The sequence below is a fragment of the Rathayibacter sp. PhB152 genome (assembly GCF_003751395.1).
GTDB lineage: Bacteria > Actinomycetota > Actinomycetes > Actinomycetales > Microbacteriaceae > Rathayibacter > Rathayibacter festucae.
This window is the reverse complement of the sequence record NZ_RJUT01000001.1, coordinates 698930-713062: the sequence shown is the minus strand read 5'-3', so window position 1 is coordinate 713062 and position 14133 is coordinate 698930. Positions and strand designations below refer to the sequence as shown.

Sequence of the window (14133 nt, the reverse complement as noted above, 5' to 3'; positions counted from 1 at the left end):
ACTTCCTGCTTTCCATCGACGGCGATGTACGCTGACCCTGACGATGGGGGCGGGATGACGGCATATCCGACCGGTGAGACGGGATCGCACGTGGCGGACGTCCTCGCCCTGTTCCGCGAGCAGGGCGAGATCTCGCGCAACGCGGTGATGGAGCAGACCGGCCTCTCCCGGTCGACCGTCAACCAGCGTCTCGCCACCCTCGTCGAGCTCGGCCTGATCGTCCCGACCTCGGGCGGGGAGTCGACGGGCGGTCGGCCCTCGAGCATGTTCGCGGTGAATCTGCGCGGCACCGTCCTCCTCACCGCCGACATCGGCGCGAGCGGCTTCGTCGTCGCCGCGTGCGACCTGCGCGGGACGCCGCTGCGGCACGAGAGCGCGGTCATCGACGTGTGGGAGGGGCCCGAGAAGGTCCTCGCGCAGGTCCTCGAGGCCTTCGAGCGCCTCCGCCTCGGCGACGCGGTCGCCGGCATCGGCATCGGGGTCCCCGGGCCGGTGGAGTTCGCCGCCGGGCGGGTGCGCAACCCGCCGATCATGACCGGCTGGGACGACTTCGACATCGCCGGCTTCTTCGCCCAGCCCTACGGCGGGGTCCAGGTCGTCATCGAGAACGACGCGAACGCGCGTGCGCTGGCCGAGTCCCGGCACCACGGCTCCGACAATCTGATCAGCCTCAAGCTCGGCACCGGCATCGGGGCGGGTCTCGTCTTCAACGGCGCGACGATCCGCGGCGCCGTCGGCGCGGCCGGGGACATCGGCCACACCCGCGCGGTCGCCGACACCGTCGACGACGACCCGCTGCCCTGCCGGTGCGGCAACTCCGGCTGCGTGGAGGCCTACGCGAGCGGCTGGGCGCTCGTGCGCGACCTCTCGGTGCACGACCCGTCGATCACCCACGTCGCCGACGTGACCGCGCGCGTCCTCCGCGGCGACATGCGGGCGACCCAGGCGGTGCACCGGGCCGGACGGGTCCTCGGCGAGGCGGTCGCCGACCTCGTCAACATTCTCAACCCGCGCACCATCGTCGTGTCCGGCCAGCTCGGCGACTGCGGCGAGGTGCTGATGTCGGGCCTGCGCGAGCGCGTCTACCTGCGCACGCACCCGCTGGCGACGCGCTCCCTCACCATCCACACCTCCGACCTCGGCGAGCTCGCCGGCGTCATCGGCCTCGCGCTCACCACCGCGGACCAGGTCTTCAGCCGGAGCCGCTTCGACCGCGAGGCGCGGGAGCCGCAGGAGGCGCAGGACGCCCCCGCGCGCTCCGCCTAGGCGCGGGTCGCCGCTGCGACCGCGGCCGCCACTCCCCCGCCCCAGGGCGCGCCGTGGCCGGGCAGCACCCAGGTGGCGCCGGTGGGCAGCAGGCGCTGCAGCGAGGCGAGCGCCTGCTCCGGCTCGTCGGTGAAGGGCGCGGGGGCCGGGCCGGTCGCGCCGGTCAGCACGTGGCGAGTGGTGAGGCCGTCGCCGACGAACACGGCGTCCGCGATCGGCACGTGCACCGCGATGCTGCCGGCGGAGTGGCCGGGCAGCCCGATGATCCGCGGGGCACCCGGGAGGTCGAGCGTCTCGCCGTCCCGCACCGTCACGACCTCGGTCAGCGGGGGCACGCGCGCGCCGCCCTTGCGCAGGAAGTAGCCGAGGAAGCCGACGAGTGCGCCGAGCTTCATCGACCGCTTCCCGTTCGCGGGCTTCTTCCCGCCCTTCGCGCGCTCAGCGTCGGCCTCGTGCACGAAGACGGGCACGCCGTGCTCGCGCCGGAGCCGCTCGGCGAAGCCGATGTGGTCGGAGTCGCCATGGGTGAGCACGACCCCCTTGATGTCGTCGACGGAGCGGCCGATCGCCTTCAGCTCGGCGAGCAGCTCGGGCCAGAGCCGGGGCAGGCCGGCGTCGATGAGGGTCACGCCTTCAGGCGTGTGGACGAGGTAGGCGGCGACGATGTCCGAGCCGATGCGGCGGAGGTGGGGGGCGAGTTCCATGATGGCTACGGTAGCTAGCCATCATGGCTACTGTCAATAGCTATAGTGGAGGCATGCCCGCCCCCGAGCGCACCTCCCTCGACGCGATCGTCCGCGCCGCCGCCGGAATCCTCGAGGAGGAGGGGCTCGCCGGCGTGACGATGCAGGCCGTCGCGCAGCGCGTCGGCGTGCGCGCCCCCTCCCTCTACAAACGGGTCGAGGGCCGCGACACCCTGCTGCGCCTGGTCGCCGAGGCGACGCTGGGCGAGCTCGCCGCGCGCGTGGAGCCGATCGAGGACGCCGCCGAGCTCGCCGGCGCCTTCCGCGCGTTCAGCCGCGAGCGGCCCGCCGCCTTCCTCCTGGTGATGGCGCCGGCACCCGGGACCCCGGCGGCCCGGCAGGAGTTCCGCGACGCGGCGAGCGCCTCCGTCCTCCGCGTCGCCGCCGGGCTCGCGGGCGAAGAGCACGCGCTCGAGGCCGCGCGCACCCTCACCGCCTGGAGCACCGGCTTCATCGGCATGGAGATCAACGGGGCGTTCACCCTCGGCGGGGACGTCGAGAGCGCCTGGCGCTTCGGGCTGACCCGGGTGATCGCGGCGCTGGAGCTCGCGGAGGCGGAGCTCGCGGAGGTGGAGCCGGCGGAGGTCAGCGCGCCGCGGCCTCGTCCTCGAGGAAGCGCGGCCGGCTCGCCGCGAGACCGCTGAGCAGCAGCACCACGAGGCTCGCCAGCAGGAGGACGTACGAGCCGGTCCAGCTCCCCTGCGCCTCGTAGAGCAGGCCGATCAGCAGCGGCCCGGCGCAGGCGAGCGCGTAGCCGAGGCCCTGCGTCGCCCCGGAGAGCACCGAGGAGCCGGCCGTGCTGCGGGTCCTGGCGTTGACGAGGGTGAGCGTCATCGGGAAGGTGCTGACACCCAGGCCGAGGCAGACCACCCAGGCCACGGCGCCGGCCAGCGGCGCGACCAGCAGGCCGACGTAGCCGACGGCGAGCAGCGCGACGCAGACGACGACCACGATCGAGGGGTTCCGCATCCCGAGGGTCAGCGGCGGGACGACGAAGGCCGCCCCGAGGCCGAAGATCGAGAAGAGGGCGAGCAGCGCCCCGCCCTGGGCCGGGTCCGCGCCCGCGTCGACGAGGATCGTCGGCAGCCAGGTGATGATCGCGTAGGTGTTCAGTGCGGTCGTCCCGAGCATCAGCACCATCGCCCAGAGCAGGCGGGTGCGCCAGGCGCCGGCGAGCCGGGTGGGCGCGGCGGCCGCGGCGGCGCCGGCCTCGCCGCGCCGGGCGAGCGCCGCCCAGAGCAGGCAGGCGACGGCGGTCAGCGCCGCCCAGACGCCGACGGCGAAGCGCCAGTCGAGGGCCGTGGCGAGCGGGACGGCGACCAGCGGGGCGACGAACTGGCCGGTCTGGAGCAGCGCGAGGTAGAGCGAGCTGATGGTCTTCAGCCGGTCGGCGAAGTAGCGCTTCACGATCGGCACGATCAGGACGTTCGAGGTGCCCACTCCGGCGAAGGCGACGACGGAGGAGAGCACCAGCGCGAGCGGGCTCGGGCTGAGCGCACGGAGCACCAGGCCCGCGGTCGTCACCAGCGTGGCGACGGCGAGGGTGCGCTCGAGGCCGAAGCGGCGCGCGGCCCCGGCTGCGACCACGCCGAAGACGGCGAAGGAGGCGGTGACGACGGTGCCGAACACGCCGTAGAGCGAGGGGCCGAAGTCGAGGTCGGCGCCGATCGTCTCGAGCAGCGGGCTGAAGCCGGTGACGGCCGTCCGGAGATTCAGCGCCGTCATCACGATCGCGGCGAGTGCGAGGAGCGCGGTCCTCTGCGGGGTGACGACGGTGGACGTCATAGCGGCCTGCCCTGGGTAGGATGATGGGATGAATCTCGCCGAGCCTAGCGCGCCGGAGCCCCGGTCGGTCGACCTCCGCGCACCGGAGCCGTTCCGCCGCGAGAGCGTCATCGACCACGTCACGGCGCTCTTCCACGAGGAGATCCGCTCCGGCCGCTGGGCCGTCGGCGCGCGGATCCCGACGGAGCCGGAGCTGGTGCGCTGGAGCGGTGCCGGGCGGAACTCCGTGCGCGAGGCGGTGCAGACGCTCGTGCAGTCGGGGCTGGTGCGGCGGGAGCAGGGGCGCGGCACCTTCGTGATCGCGCGCTCGCAGCTCACCACGTCGCTCCGGAGGCGGCTGCCGAGCGCGGGCCGGCGGGACGGCCTGGAGCTGCGCTTCGCGATCGACGGGGCGACCGCGGCCCTCGCGGCCGAGCGGCGGACCGCGGAGGACGTCGACACGCTGCGGGCGCTGCTCGCCGCCCGCACCCGCTCCTGGGAGGGACACGACCTCACCGAGCGGACCGCGACCGACACCGCGCTGCACCGCGCGGTCGTCGCCGCCACCCACAACGCGCTCTTCCTCGAGCTCTACGACGGGCTGACGGGCCTCTTCGAGACGGTGCTGCAGGACGACGTCGTCGGCGAGGAGGACCGGCACGCCCGCGAGCACGCGCTGCTGGTCGAGTCGATCGCCGCGGGCGATGCGGACGGGGCCCGGCGGGCGATCGAGGAGCTGCTCGCGCCGCTGCTGGAGCCGGACGGCGAGCAGAACATCAGCTGAGAGGCCTCGTCATCGGCCATCGGCGATGAGACGTGCTCTCAGCCGATGTTCTGCAGGAGCAGCGCCGATCAGCGCTGCGGCCGGCGCGTGGACCAGAGCGCCCAGGCCACCAGCAGCGGCTGGAAGACCAGCCGGACCGCGCGCTTGCGGTCGGTGTCGAGGCCGAAGGCGCTGGTCTTCGTGACGTACTGCGAGACGTTGCCGGGGAAGATCGCGGTGAAGAACGCAGCGGCGGCTGCTCCGACCAGCGGTGCTTGGCGGCGCGCGAGCACCAGCGAGGCGCCGAGGCCGATCTCCACGACGCCGGACGCGAGCACGACCGTGTCCTTGTCCAGCGGCACCCACTCCGGCACCTGCGCCTGGAACTCCTCGCGCGCGCGGGTCAGGTGGCTGACGCCCGCGAAGACGAGGGCGGAGCCGAGGAGGACCTTGGCGCCGGTGCGGATCAGGGACGGAGTGGAGGAGGCCATCCCCCCATCGTTCCCGATCGAACGGGCTGGAGTGCCCGGCAGCGTCCGAACCGCACGGATGTGCCGTGTCGGAGGCCCGGCCTAGTCTGTTCGGGTGTCAGACCGCATCCTCGTCCTCACCACCGGCGGAACCATCGACAAGGAGTACTCGCTCGCGGGCGAGCTCGAGATCGGGGCGCCGACGATCCCGCGCCTGCTCGAGCCCGTGCTGTCGACGCTCGAGTTCCGCGTCGAGGAGGTCCTGCGGAAGGACAGCCTCGACCTCGACGACGCCGACCGCGCGCTGATCCGCGAGCGCGTGCTCTCGGCCGAGGAGGACCGCATCGTCCTCACCCACGGCACCGACACGATGACGCTGACGGCCGAGGCGCTCGGCGCCGTCCGCGACCGGGTCGTCGTGCTGACCGGCGCGATGCAGCCCGCGCGGATGCGGGACAGCGACGCCGCCTTCAACCTCGGCGCGGCCGTCGCGGCGGTGCAGCTGCTGCCGCCGGGCGTCTACCTCGCGATGAGCGGGCGGGTGCTGCCGGCCGGCGCGGTCGTCAAGGACCGGGCCGCAGGGATCTTCCTGCCGGCCTGAGCCGCACCCGGCCTGAGCCGCACCGGCCTGAGCCCTGGCGACCGGAGACCGCGAGCGCGAGCCCGTGAACCGCGACGCGGCGGCGTCACTCCGCCGCGGCGACCGCCCGCGTGCACTCCGCGCACAGCCCGAAGACGTCCACGACGTGGTGCGCGTCGGTGAAGCCGTTCTGCGCCGCGACGCTGTGCGCCCAGGTCTCCACCGCGTCCGCCGCGATCTCGACGGTCAGCCCGCAGCGGCGGCAGATCAGGTGGTGGTGGTGCGTGCCCGGGGTGCAGGCACGGTAGAGGCTCTCGCCGTCCGGCGACTGCAGCGAGTCGGCCTCGCCCTCGACCGCGAGGTCGGACAGGGCGCGGTAGACCGTCGCCAGGCCGATCGGCGAGCCCGAGGCGTGCAGAGCGCTGTGCAGCCCCTGCGCGCTGACGAAGTCCTCGCGCCGGGTGAGCGCCTCGCGCACGGCCTCGCGCTGCCACGTGTTCCGCTTGACCACCGGTCCGCCTTCCCGTTTCACGACCCGCGCCACGCTATACCCCCGCCCCGACCGCGGCCGGTGAGCGCCGGCGCGAGGGCCGCCGCACGCCGTTGCGGCCGATGATCCGGCAGACGACGTAGATCGTGAAAGAGATCGTGGTGACGTAGGGGCTGATCGGGACGGAGCCGCCGAGCGCGAGCAGGATCCCGCCGACCAGCGCGCCGACGGCGAAGAGCACGCTGAGCAGCGGCACGAGCACCGGCGACGCGGAGATCCGCAGCGCCGCGGCCGCGGGGGTGACCAGGATCGCGAGCACCAGCAGCGAGCCGACGATCTGCACCGACACCGCCACGGCGAGGCCGAGCAGCAGCATGAACACGATCGAGAGCGCCCGGGTCGGGATGCCGCGCGCGGCCGCCACGTCGGCGTCGACGCTCGCGAAGGTCAGCGGACGCCAGATCAGCGCGAGCCCGATCACGACGACGACCGAGATCGCGATCAGCCAGCCCAGCTGCGGGTCGTCGACCGCGACGATCTGCCCGGTGAGCAGGCCGAACTTGTTCGCGCTCCGCCCCGGGTACAGCGCGAGGCAGAGGATCCCGAGGCCCAGGCCGAACGGCATCAGCACGGCGATGATCGAGTTGCGGTCGCGGGCGCGCGAGCCGAGCAGCCCGATCAGCAGCGCCGCGACCAGCGAGCCGACGATCGAGCCCTGCACCACGCCGACGCCGAGCAGCAGCCCGGCCGAGGCGCCTGCGAAGGACAGCTCGCTGATCCCGTGCACGGCGAAGGCCATGTCCCGCGACATCACGAAGACGCCGATCAGCCCGCCGACGACGCCGAGGACGGCGCCCGCGATCACGGAGTTCAGCAGCAGCGCGAGCAGCGCGCCGTAGTCGGAGAAGTCGAAGATCTGCGACCAGACGTCGTCGGTCATGCGCGCTCCTCCTCGTGCTCGTGCACATGCGAGTGGTCGGGGGCGCCGACCACGATGACGCGGCCGCGCGCGCGGATCACGTCGACCGGCGCGTCGTAGAGCTCGCTGAGCACCTCGGAGCGCAGCACCTCGTCGGGGGTGCCGATCCGGAAGCGGCCGCCGGCCAGGTAGAGCACCCGGTCGACCATCCCGAGCACCGGATTCACGTCGTGGGTGACGAAGAGGACGCCGAGGTTCCGCTCGCGCCGGTGCCGGTCGATCAGCTCGCTGACCGCGCGCTGGTGCGCGAGGTCGAGGGCGATCAGCGGCTCGTCGCAGAGCAGCAGGGCCGGGTCGCCGGCGAGCGCCTGGCCGACGCGGACGCGCTGCTGCTCGCCGCCGGAGAGGCTGCCGATCGGCGCGTCGGCGTAGTCGGTGGCGCCGACGGCGGCGAGCAGGGCGTCGACCTGCGCGCGGCGGGAGCGCGAGGGCAGCGGCAGGCCGAAGCGGTGGCCGTCGATGCCCAGGCCGATCAGGTCGCGGGCGCGCAGCGGGGTGCCCTCGTCGGCGAGCTTCTGCTGCGGGATGTAGCCGATGCGGCGGTTGCCGCGGTGCACCGGCTCGCCGAGGACGCGCAGCTCGCCGCTGCTGAGCGGCTGCTGGCCGAGGACCGCGCGGAGGAGGCTGGTCTTGCCGGAGCCGTTGGCGCCGAGCACCGCGACGAACTCGCCGGCCCGCACATCGAGGTCGACGCCGCCCCAGAGCTCGCGGTCGCCGAAGCGCAGACCGGCGCCGCGCAGCTGCAGCACGGACGCCGAAAGGCCCGCCTCCGAGGAGGCGGGCGCTGACGACGGACCGGATGGGGTCGAGGAGGGTGGCGTCACGACGAGAGAGCTCCCTCGAGGGCGTCGAGGTTGGCGGTCATCCAGCCGACGTAATCGTCGCCCTCGGGCAGCGTCTCGGTGACCCCGACGGTCGCGACGCCGGCCGCCTCCGCCGCGTCGAGCACGGCCTGGGTCTGCGAGCTCTCGGTCTGCTCGTTGAAGACGAGCGCGTCGACGGTGCCGTCGGAGAAGAGGGCGAGCGTCTCCTGCAGCGTGGTCGCGGGGACGTCGGTGCCCTCCTCGACCGCCTCGCTGAACGCCTCCGGAGTCGCGTTGACGAGCCCGAGCGCGTCGGTCAGGTAGAGCGGGACGGGCTCGGTGATGGCGATCGAGCGGCCGCCGAGCGTGCCCTTCAGCTCCGCCTCGCGGTCGATCAGGGCGTCGAGGGAGCCGCCGAGGGTCTCGGCGTTCGCGGCGTAGGTCGCGGCGTTGTCCGCGTCGACCGTGGACAGCTCGTCGGCGATCGACGTGACCATCTCGCGGACGGCGGACAGGTCGTACCAGACGTGCTCGTTGTACTCGGCGTGCTCGTGGCCGGCCTCGTCGTGATCGGCGTCCTCGGACTCGGCGGCCTCGTCCTCGTGGGCGTGCTCCTCCTCGAGCCCGGCGACGACGGTGGCGGTGATCACGGGGGCGGTCGAGCCGGAGGCGTCGATCATGGTGTCGACGAAGGCGTCGTAGCCGCCGCCGTTCTCGATCACGAGCGCGGCGTTCGAGAGGGCGAGCTGGTCGCGGGCCGTCGCCTCGTACTCGTGCGGGTCCTTGTCCGGGCTGTCGATGATGCTCGTGACGTCGACCAGGTCGCCGCCGATGCTGCGGACCAGGTCGCCGTAGACGTCGGTCGACGCGACGACGGCGACCTTCCCGCTGTCGGCGGAGGCGCCGGTCGAGGAGGCCGTGCCGGAGCACGCCGAGAGGGCGAGCGCGGTGCTGCCGAGCAGCGCGACGAGGGCGAGGGAGCGGGTCTTCACGGGTGAGCCGATCTGGGTCTGGAGCGGGGCGGTCGGGATGCTGACACGGTAGCGACTATTGATAACGATTGTCAAAGTCACTGCGGAGTACCCGCGTCGCGAGGAGTCGCCCGGGTGGCGTCGCGCGGAGTCACATGCGGTCACCTGTCGTCGCATTCCGGCAGGGCACCCGCTGCGGGTGCCACAGTCGCCGCAGCACCCCGCGATCGCCGCCTCCGCCGCGATCGCCCGCACCGGAAGGAACCACCGTGAGCAGCACCGTCTCGACCCCGACGCTCGACAGCCGACTCCCGCTCGACAGCCCGCCCCCGACCGATCGCTGGGCCCGCTCCCCGCGCCCCGCCACTGCTGGTGAGTGGCTCGCCCGCGCCGAGGAGACCGCCGCGGTCCTCGCCGTCGACGCGCTCGAGCGCGACCGCGCCGGCGCCGCGCCCGTCGCCGAGGTCGCCCTGCTGAAGAGCGCGGGCCTGGTCACCCTGCTCGGCCCGCTCGAGCACGGCGGCGGCGGCCAGGAGTGGAGCGTCGCCCTCCGCGTGATCCGCACGATCGCTCGCGCCGACGGCTCGATCGGCCAGCTGCTCGGCTACCACTACCTCTGGGCCTGGGCGGCCCGGCTGGTCGGCACGCCCGAGCAGATCGCAGCCGTCGAGCAGCAGGCGACCGAGGGGAACCTCCTCTACGGCGGCGCGGTGAACCCGCGCGACTCCGATCTCACGGTCCGCGAGGAGGGCGACGAGCTGGTCTTCACCGGCCGGAAGTCGTTCTCGACCGGCGGAGTCGTCAGCGACCTGACCGTGCTCGAGGGCGTCCTCGAGGGGACGGACACCCACGTCTTCGCGATCGTGCCGACCGCGCAGGACGGCATCGTCTTCGGCCGCGACTGGAACAGCCTCGGACAGCGCCTCACCGAGTCGGGCTCGGTCGAGATCCGCGGCGTGCGGGTGCCGTGGGCCGCGGCGGCGGGCTTCGTCGACCGGGTGTTCCAGCCGCTGGTCTACAACACCCTCAACGTGCCGACGATCCAGCAGGTGTTCGCCGAGTTCTACCTCGGCATCGCGCAGGGCGCACTCGAGCGGGCGGCGCAGTACACCCGCGAGTCGACGCGGGCGTGGCCGTACGGCGGCGACGACAAGGCCCGCGCGAGCGAGGAGTGGTACATCCTCGAGGGCTACGGCGACCTGCAGTCGCGCCTCTGGGCCGACGAGGCGCTGATCGACGCGACCGGCGCCGCCCTCTCGGCCGCGCTGCACGCGCCGCGCGAGGAGCTGACCCCGCGCCGCCGCGGCGAGATCGCCGTGCGGATCGCGGCCGCGAAGGCGCGCATCGTCGAGGACGGCCTGGCCGCCGCCACCCGCGTCTTCGAGCTGACCGGCGCCCGGGCTTCCTCGAGCTCGGTCGGCCTCGACCTCTACTGGCGCAACCTGCGGACCCACTCGCTGCACGACCCGCTGCCCTACAAGCGCCGCGAGGTCGGCGTCTACACGCTGCTCAACGAGGTGCCGGAGCCGAGCTGGTACACCTGATCCGCGGCGGCGGCGCGGACGGGGTCAGAGCAGGCCGTGCCGCCGGAACGCCGCCAGGACGCCGTCCTCGCGCACGGAGGCGGTGACCTCGTCGGCGGCGGCGAGGGCCGCGGCGGAGGCGTTCCCCATCGCGATGCCCAGGCCCGCCGCGGCCAGCATCTCGACGTCGTTCGAGCTGTCGCCGATCGCCATCGTGTCCGCCAGCGGGTGGCCGAGGCGCTCGGCCAGTCGCACCAGCGCACTGCCCTTGTCGACGCCGCGGACGCTGACCTCGCCGCCGGCGTCGCCGAGGGACGGGATCGTCCCGGTGATCACGTGGAAGCGGTCGCCGAGGCCCTCGCGGACGAGGGCGAAGGCGGTGCCGTCCTCGCCGAAGAAGGTCGCCTTGGCGATGCCCTCGGTCGGGACGGTGCCGTAGCCGCCGCCCACCCCGCCGCTCGTGAAGACGTCGTCGTACGACTGCAGCGAGTAGGCGATCCGGTGCGCCTCGAAGAAGCCGGCGATCGCCTCGACGTCCTCGGGCGCCATCGTCCGCGACTCGAGCAGGACGCCGTCGAGCTCGACGAAGCCGCCGGCCGCCGAGACGACCCCGTCGAAGCCGAGGTCGAGGACCTGCTGCGGGATCTCCGGGCGCGAGCGGCCGGTCGCGACGAGGACGAGATGGCCGTTGCTCCGGGCGCCGGTGATCGCCTCGCGCACCGACGGCGCGACGACCCCCTCGTCCAGGAGCGTGCCGTCGACGTCGAGCAGGACCAGTCGGGTGCGTGTCACCCGCGGAGCCTACCGGCCGGGTCCGACGCCCTCGCCGGTCGGCCCGCGTCCCGGGATCAGCCGAGCGTGCGCGGCGCCCGCCACTCCCAGGAGCGGTCCTCGTCGCCGATCGGCCGCAGCACCCGCGCCGGCACGCCGCCCGCGACCACCATCGGCGGCACGCTCGCCGTGACGACCGCGCCCGCCGCCACCACGGAGCCCGCGCCGATCACCACGCCGGGCAGCAGGATCGCGCCCGCACCGATCCAGACGTCGTCCTCGATCACGACCGGCGCCGAGAACTGCGTGCCGTCGTGGCGCAGCTCCGGGTGCACGGGGTGCCCGGTGGTGCTGATCGTGACGTTCGGCGCGATCATCACCCGGTCGCCGATGACGACCTCGACGTCGTCGACCAGCGTCAGCCCGAAGTTCACGTACACGTCCGCGCCCAGGCGGACCCGGCGGCCGTAGGCGACGTGCAGCGGCGGCTCGACCCAGGCGCCCTCGCCGACCGCCGCGAACAGCTCGTGCAGCAGGCGCCGGCGCTCGTCGACCTCGCGGGGGCCGGTCGCGTTGTAGGCGTGGGCGAGCTCCTTGCCGCGGATCCGCTCCTCCTCGAGCGCCTCGAGGCCCTCACCGGCGTCGACGTACAGCTCGTGGGCGTCCATCCGCCGGCGGACCTCGTGCTCGCGCGCGTCCATCGCGTCCCCTCTCGTCGTCACCAGCCTGGCACGGGGCCCCGACGGCCCCGGGGTGCGCGGCGAGGGGAGGAGGGACGGGGAACACAGGGAGGGACGGGGCGCTCACGCGGCGCGAGGTCGCCGCGTGGCATCAGCAGGCGCAGATCTCCCGGCGGATCCAGTCGCCGGCCTCGGCGACCGGCAGCTCGCCGCGCCGCAGCAGCCGGCTCCACTCGACCGCGCGCCCGGTGAGCCGGTCGTCCGCGGTGCCGCGGTGATCGCCGCCGGCCGTCCGCATCAGGAGGTGCGCGATCGGGCCGCCGAGGCGCAGCGTCGCGCCGGCCACCCCGGCGAAGTGCCGGGCCTGGCCGCGGGTGTCGTCGTCGTAGGGCGGCGCGAAGCCGCGGCCGCGGATCCGGTTGCTGCCGCCGGAGGCGAGGTCGATCAGCCCGCGCGGCCAGGGACGGATCCCGGCGACCTCGCGCGCGACCGCGGCGATCAGGGCGCGGGGGCGGGGCGAGGCGGCGGCGAGGGCGTCGACGCGGTCGGCGAGGGCGGAGCAGGCGTCGGAGGCGGGCACCCGCCCAGTGGAGCACAGGACGACTGGGCGGTGGCGGGGAGCAGCGGCCTTGACACCCGCGGCTCGCGCCAGCACCATCGACGGTACAACGTTAGAAACAGCGGGCGGCGATCGCCGACGATCACCCCGTCCGGCCCGGCCGGAGCCCGCCGACGCCTCGGAAGGGCCCCGAATGACCGACTCCTCCGCCACCTCCTCCCCCGCCGCCGCCGCGCGCGTCTTCCTCGACCCGGCCGCGGTGGTTGCTCCCGTGAACCCGCGGCTGTTCGGCTCCTTCGTCGAGCACCTCGGCCGCTGCGTGTACGACGGGATCTACGAGCCCGGGCACCCGACCGCGAACGAGGACGGCTTCCGCCTGGACGTCGTCGAGCTGGTCAAGGAGCTCGGCTCGACCACCGTCCGCTACCCCGGCGGCAACTTCGTCTCCGGCTATCGCTGGGAGGACGGCGTCGGACCGCGCGAGGACCGCCCGCGCCGCCGCGACCTCGCCTGGCACTCCCTCGAGACCAACGAGGTCGGCCTGGACGATTTCGCGAAGTGGGCGAAGCTGACCGGCAGCGAGATCATGTACGCCGTCAACCTCGGCACCCGCGGCGTCCTCGAGGCGCTGGACGTCCTCGAGTACGCCAACGGCAAGGCGGGGACGTTCCTCGCGGACCAGCGGATCGCGAACGGGTCGCCGGAGCCGCACGACATCCGCATGTGGTGCCTGGGCAACGAGATGGACGGCCCCTGGCAGGTCGGCCACATGAACGCCGACGACTACGGCAAGCTCGCCTCCCGCACCGCCAAGGCGCTCAAGATCGCCGACCCGTCCCTCGAGCTCGTGATCTGCGGCTCCTCCGGCTCCTCGATGCCGACCTTCGGCGAGTGGGAGCGCGTCGTCCTCGAGCACGCCTACGACGACGTCGAGTACGTCTCCTGCCACGCCTACTACCAGGAGTACGACGGCGACCTCGGGTCGTTCCTGGCGTCCTCCGTCGAGATGGAGTACTTCATCGCGACCGTCGCGGCCACCGTCGACCACGTCAAGCACAAGCTCCGCAAGACCAAGGACATCAAGCTCTCCTTCGACGAGTGGAACGTCTGGTACCTCCAGGAGTGGACCGAGAAGGAGAAGGCGGACGCCGCGGGCGACCAGAGCACCCGCGAGTGGGCCTACGCGCCGCGCCTGCTCGAGGACGTCTACTCCGTCGCCGACGCGGTCGTGCTCGGCAACCTGATGATCACGCTGCTGAAGAACTCGGACCGGGTCACCTCCGCCTCGCTCGCACAGCTCGTCAACGTCATCGCGCCGATCATGACCGAGCCGGGCGGAGCGGCCTGGCGGCAGACCACGTTCTTCCCGTTCTCCACCACCGCGCGCCTCGCGTCCGGCTCGGTGCTGCGGCCGCGGATCGAGGTCGGGTCCTACTCCACCTCGCGCCACGGCGACGCACCGCTGGTCGACTCGGTGGCCACGCTCGACGACGGCCGCGCCGCGGTCTTCCTCGTGAACCGCTCGACGACCGACGCCCTCGAGGTGACCGTCGACGTCAGCGGCCTCGGCGTCACGACCGTCGCGGAGGCCGTCGGGATCTTCGACGAGGACGTCTACGCGAAGAACACCAAGGACGACCAGAACCGTGTCGGTCTCAAGCCCGTCGACGCCGAGCTGGCGGACGGCGTGCTGACGCTGACGCTGCCCCCGGTCTCCTGGACGGCGGTCTCCCTGACGGCGTAGCACCCGGCCCGGGTGGGTCTCGATACG

General features: G+C 73.5%; 16 protein-coding genes. 6 read left to right on the top strand and 10 right to left on the bottom strand.

Features of this window, described 5'->3' with window-relative positions:
• Positions 1-54 precede the first annotated feature (54 nt).
• The gene (locus tag EDF36_RS03135) at positions 55-1266 is read left to right on the top strand and encodes an ROK family transcriptional regulator (protein ID WP_185020345.1); all 1212 of its coding nucleotides are present in this window, start codon (positions 55-57) and stop codon (positions 1264-1266) included.
• Here the strand turns inward: EDF36_RS03135 and EDF36_RS03130 are convergent.
• Positions 1263-1970 (bottom strand): MBL fold metallo-hydrolase, encoded by a 708-nt coding sequence (locus EDF36_RS03130; protein ID WP_123731851.1) that lies wholly within the window; start codon positions 1968-1970, stop codon positions 1263-1265. The two genes, EDF36_RS03135 and EDF36_RS03130, sit on opposite strands and share 4 nt — an antisense overlap.
• A 53-nt stretch (positions 1971-2023) precedes the next feature.
• Between EDF36_RS03130 and EDF36_RS03125 the strand changes: the two genes are divergently transcribed.
• A complete protein-coding gene (locus tag EDF36_RS03125; RefSeq protein WP_123731850.1) occupies positions 2024-2653 on the top strand; it encodes a TetR/AcrR family transcriptional regulator in 630 nt (209 codons plus the stop codon).
• On the opposite strand, the gene EDF36_RS03120 is transcribed toward EDF36_RS03125, so the two are convergent.
• Positions 2595-3794: an MFS transporter gene (locus tag EDF36_RS03120; RefSeq protein ID WP_123731849.1), complete on the bottom strand. Its 1200-nt coding sequence runs from the start codon at positions 3792-3794 to the stop codon at positions 2595-2597. The two genes, EDF36_RS03125 and EDF36_RS03120, sit on opposite strands and share 59 nt — an antisense overlap.
• A gap of 28 nt (positions 3795-3822) precedes the next feature.
• On the opposite strand from EDF36_RS03120, the gene EDF36_RS03115 reads away from it, so the two are divergent.
• Positions 3823-4557, top strand: a complete 735-nt coding sequence (locus tag EDF36_RS03115) for a FadR/GntR family transcriptional regulator (RefSeq protein ID WP_123731848.1) — start codon at positions 3823-3825, stop codon at positions 4555-4557.
• A 68-nt stretch (positions 4558-4625) separates the two neighbouring features.
• On the opposite strand, the gene EDF36_RS03110 is transcribed toward EDF36_RS03115, so the two are convergent.
• A complete protein-coding gene (locus tag EDF36_RS03110; protein ID WP_123731847.1) occupies positions 4626-5027 on the bottom strand; it encodes a hypothetical protein in 402 nt (133 codons plus the stop codon).
• A gap of 94 nt (positions 5028-5121) precedes the next feature.
• Between EDF36_RS03110 and EDF36_RS03105 the strand changes: the two genes are divergently transcribed.
• Positions 5122-5607, top strand: a complete 486-nt coding sequence (locus tag EDF36_RS03105; protein WP_123444686.1) for an asparaginase domain-containing protein — start codon at positions 5122-5124, stop codon at positions 5605-5607.
• 85 nt (positions 5608-5692) lie between these two features.
• On the opposite strand, the gene EDF36_RS03100 is transcribed toward EDF36_RS03105, so the two are convergent.
• From EDF36_RS03100 to EDF36_RS03085, 4 genes are all read right to left on the bottom strand, one after another.
• Positions 5693-6097, bottom strand: a complete 405-nt coding sequence (locus EDF36_RS03100; protein WP_123701430.1) for a Fur family transcriptional regulator — start codon at positions 6095-6097, stop codon at positions 5693-5695.
• Between the two features lie 34 nt (positions 6098-6131).
• Positions 6132-7016 carry a metal ABC transporter permease gene (locus EDF36_RS03095; protein ID WP_123731846.1) on the bottom strand — a complete coding sequence of 295 codons (885 nt, stop codon included), beginning with the start codon at positions 7014-7016 and terminating at the stop codon, positions 6132-6134.
• Positions 7013-7804 carry a metal ABC transporter ATP-binding protein gene (locus EDF36_RS03090; RefSeq protein ID WP_243581136.1) on the bottom strand — a complete coding sequence of 264 codons (792 nt, stop codon included), beginning with the start codon at positions 7802-7804 and terminating at the stop codon, positions 7013-7015. The genes EDF36_RS03095 and EDF36_RS03090 overlap by 4 nt, the downstream gene beginning before the upstream one ends.
• 71 nt (positions 7805-7875) lie before the next feature.
• Positions 7876-8850: a metal ABC transporter solute-binding protein, Zn/Mn family gene (locus tag EDF36_RS03085; protein WP_260300496.1), complete on the bottom strand. Its 975-nt coding sequence runs from the start codon at positions 8848-8850 to the stop codon at positions 7876-7878.
• A 248-nt stretch (positions 8851-9098) separates the two neighbouring features.
• Between EDF36_RS03085 and EDF36_RS03080 the strand changes: the two genes are divergently transcribed.
• Positions 9099-10373 carry an acyl-CoA dehydrogenase family protein gene (locus EDF36_RS03080; RefSeq protein ID WP_260300495.1) on the top strand — a complete coding sequence of 425 codons (1275 nt, stop codon included), beginning with the start codon at positions 9099-9101 and terminating at the stop codon, positions 10371-10373.
• Between the two features lie 24 nt (positions 10374-10397).
• Here EDF36_RS03080 and EDF36_RS03075 read toward each other — a convergent pair whose 3' ends face one another.
• From EDF36_RS03075 to EDF36_RS03065, 3 genes are all read right to left on the bottom strand, one after another.
• Positions 10398-11144 (bottom strand): HAD hydrolase family protein, encoded by a 747-nt coding sequence (locus EDF36_RS03075; RefSeq protein ID WP_123701422.1) that lies wholly within the window; start codon positions 11142-11144, stop codon positions 10398-10400.
• 56 nt (positions 11145-11200) lie between these two features.
• Positions 11201-11824, bottom strand: coding sequence for a DapH/DapD/GlmU-related protein (locus tag EDF36_RS03070; RefSeq protein WP_123731843.1), 624 nt, complete (start codon positions 11822-11824; stop codon positions 11201-11203).
• 130 nt (positions 11825-11954) lie between these two features.
• Positions 11955-12383, bottom strand: coding sequence for a hypothetical protein (locus EDF36_RS03065; protein ID WP_123731842.1), 429 nt, complete (start codon positions 12381-12383; stop codon positions 11955-11957).
• Between the two features lie 172 nt (positions 12384-12555).
• Here EDF36_RS03065 and EDF36_RS03060 point away from each other — a divergent pair, with 172 nt between their 5' ends.
• Positions 12556-14106: an alpha-N-arabinofuranosidase gene (locus EDF36_RS03060; RefSeq protein WP_123731841.1), complete on the top strand. Its 1551-nt coding sequence runs from the start codon at positions 12556-12558 to the stop codon at positions 14104-14106.
• The last annotated feature ends 27 nt before the right edge of the window (positions 14107-14133 follow it).

Excerpts from the sequence above, each read along its gene's own strand:
- EDF36_RS03095 (WP_123731846.1), bottom strand. The coding sequence starts at position 7,016 with ATGACCGACGACGTCTGGTCGCAGATCTTCGACTTCTCCGACTACGGC.
- EDF36_RS03110 (WP_123731847.1), bottom strand. The coding sequence starts at position 5,027 with ATGGCCTCCTCCACTCCGTCCCTGATCCGCACCGGCGCCAAGGTCCTC.
- EDF36_RS03130 (WP_123731851.1), bottom strand. The coding sequence starts at position 1,970 with ATGGAACTCGCCCCCCACCTCCGCCGCATCGGCTCGGACATCGTCGCC.
- EDF36_RS03125 (WP_123731850.1), top strand. The coding sequence starts at position 2,024 with ATGCCCGCCCCCGAGCGCACCTCCCTCGACGCGATCGTCCGCGCCGCC.
- EDF36_RS03135 (WP_185020345.1), top strand. The coding sequence starts at position 55 with ATGACGGCATATCCGACCGGTGAGACGGGATCGCACGTGGCGGACGTC.
- EDF36_RS03060 (WP_123731841.1), top strand. The coding sequence starts at position 12,556 with ATGACCGACTCCTCCGCCACCTCCTCCCCCGCCGCCGCCGCGCGCGTC.
- EDF36_RS03115 (WP_123731848.1), top strand. The coding sequence starts at position 3,823 with ATGAATCTCGCCGAGCCTAGCGCGCCGGAGCCCCGGTCGGTCGACCTC.
- EDF36_RS03070 (WP_123731843.1), bottom strand. The coding sequence starts at position 11,824 with ATGGACGCGCGCGAGCACGAGGTCCGCCGGCGGATGGACGCCCACGAG.
- EDF36_RS03120 (WP_123731849.1), bottom strand. The coding sequence starts at position 3,794 with ATGACGTCCACCGTCGTCACCCCGCAGAGGACCGCGCTCCTCGCACTC.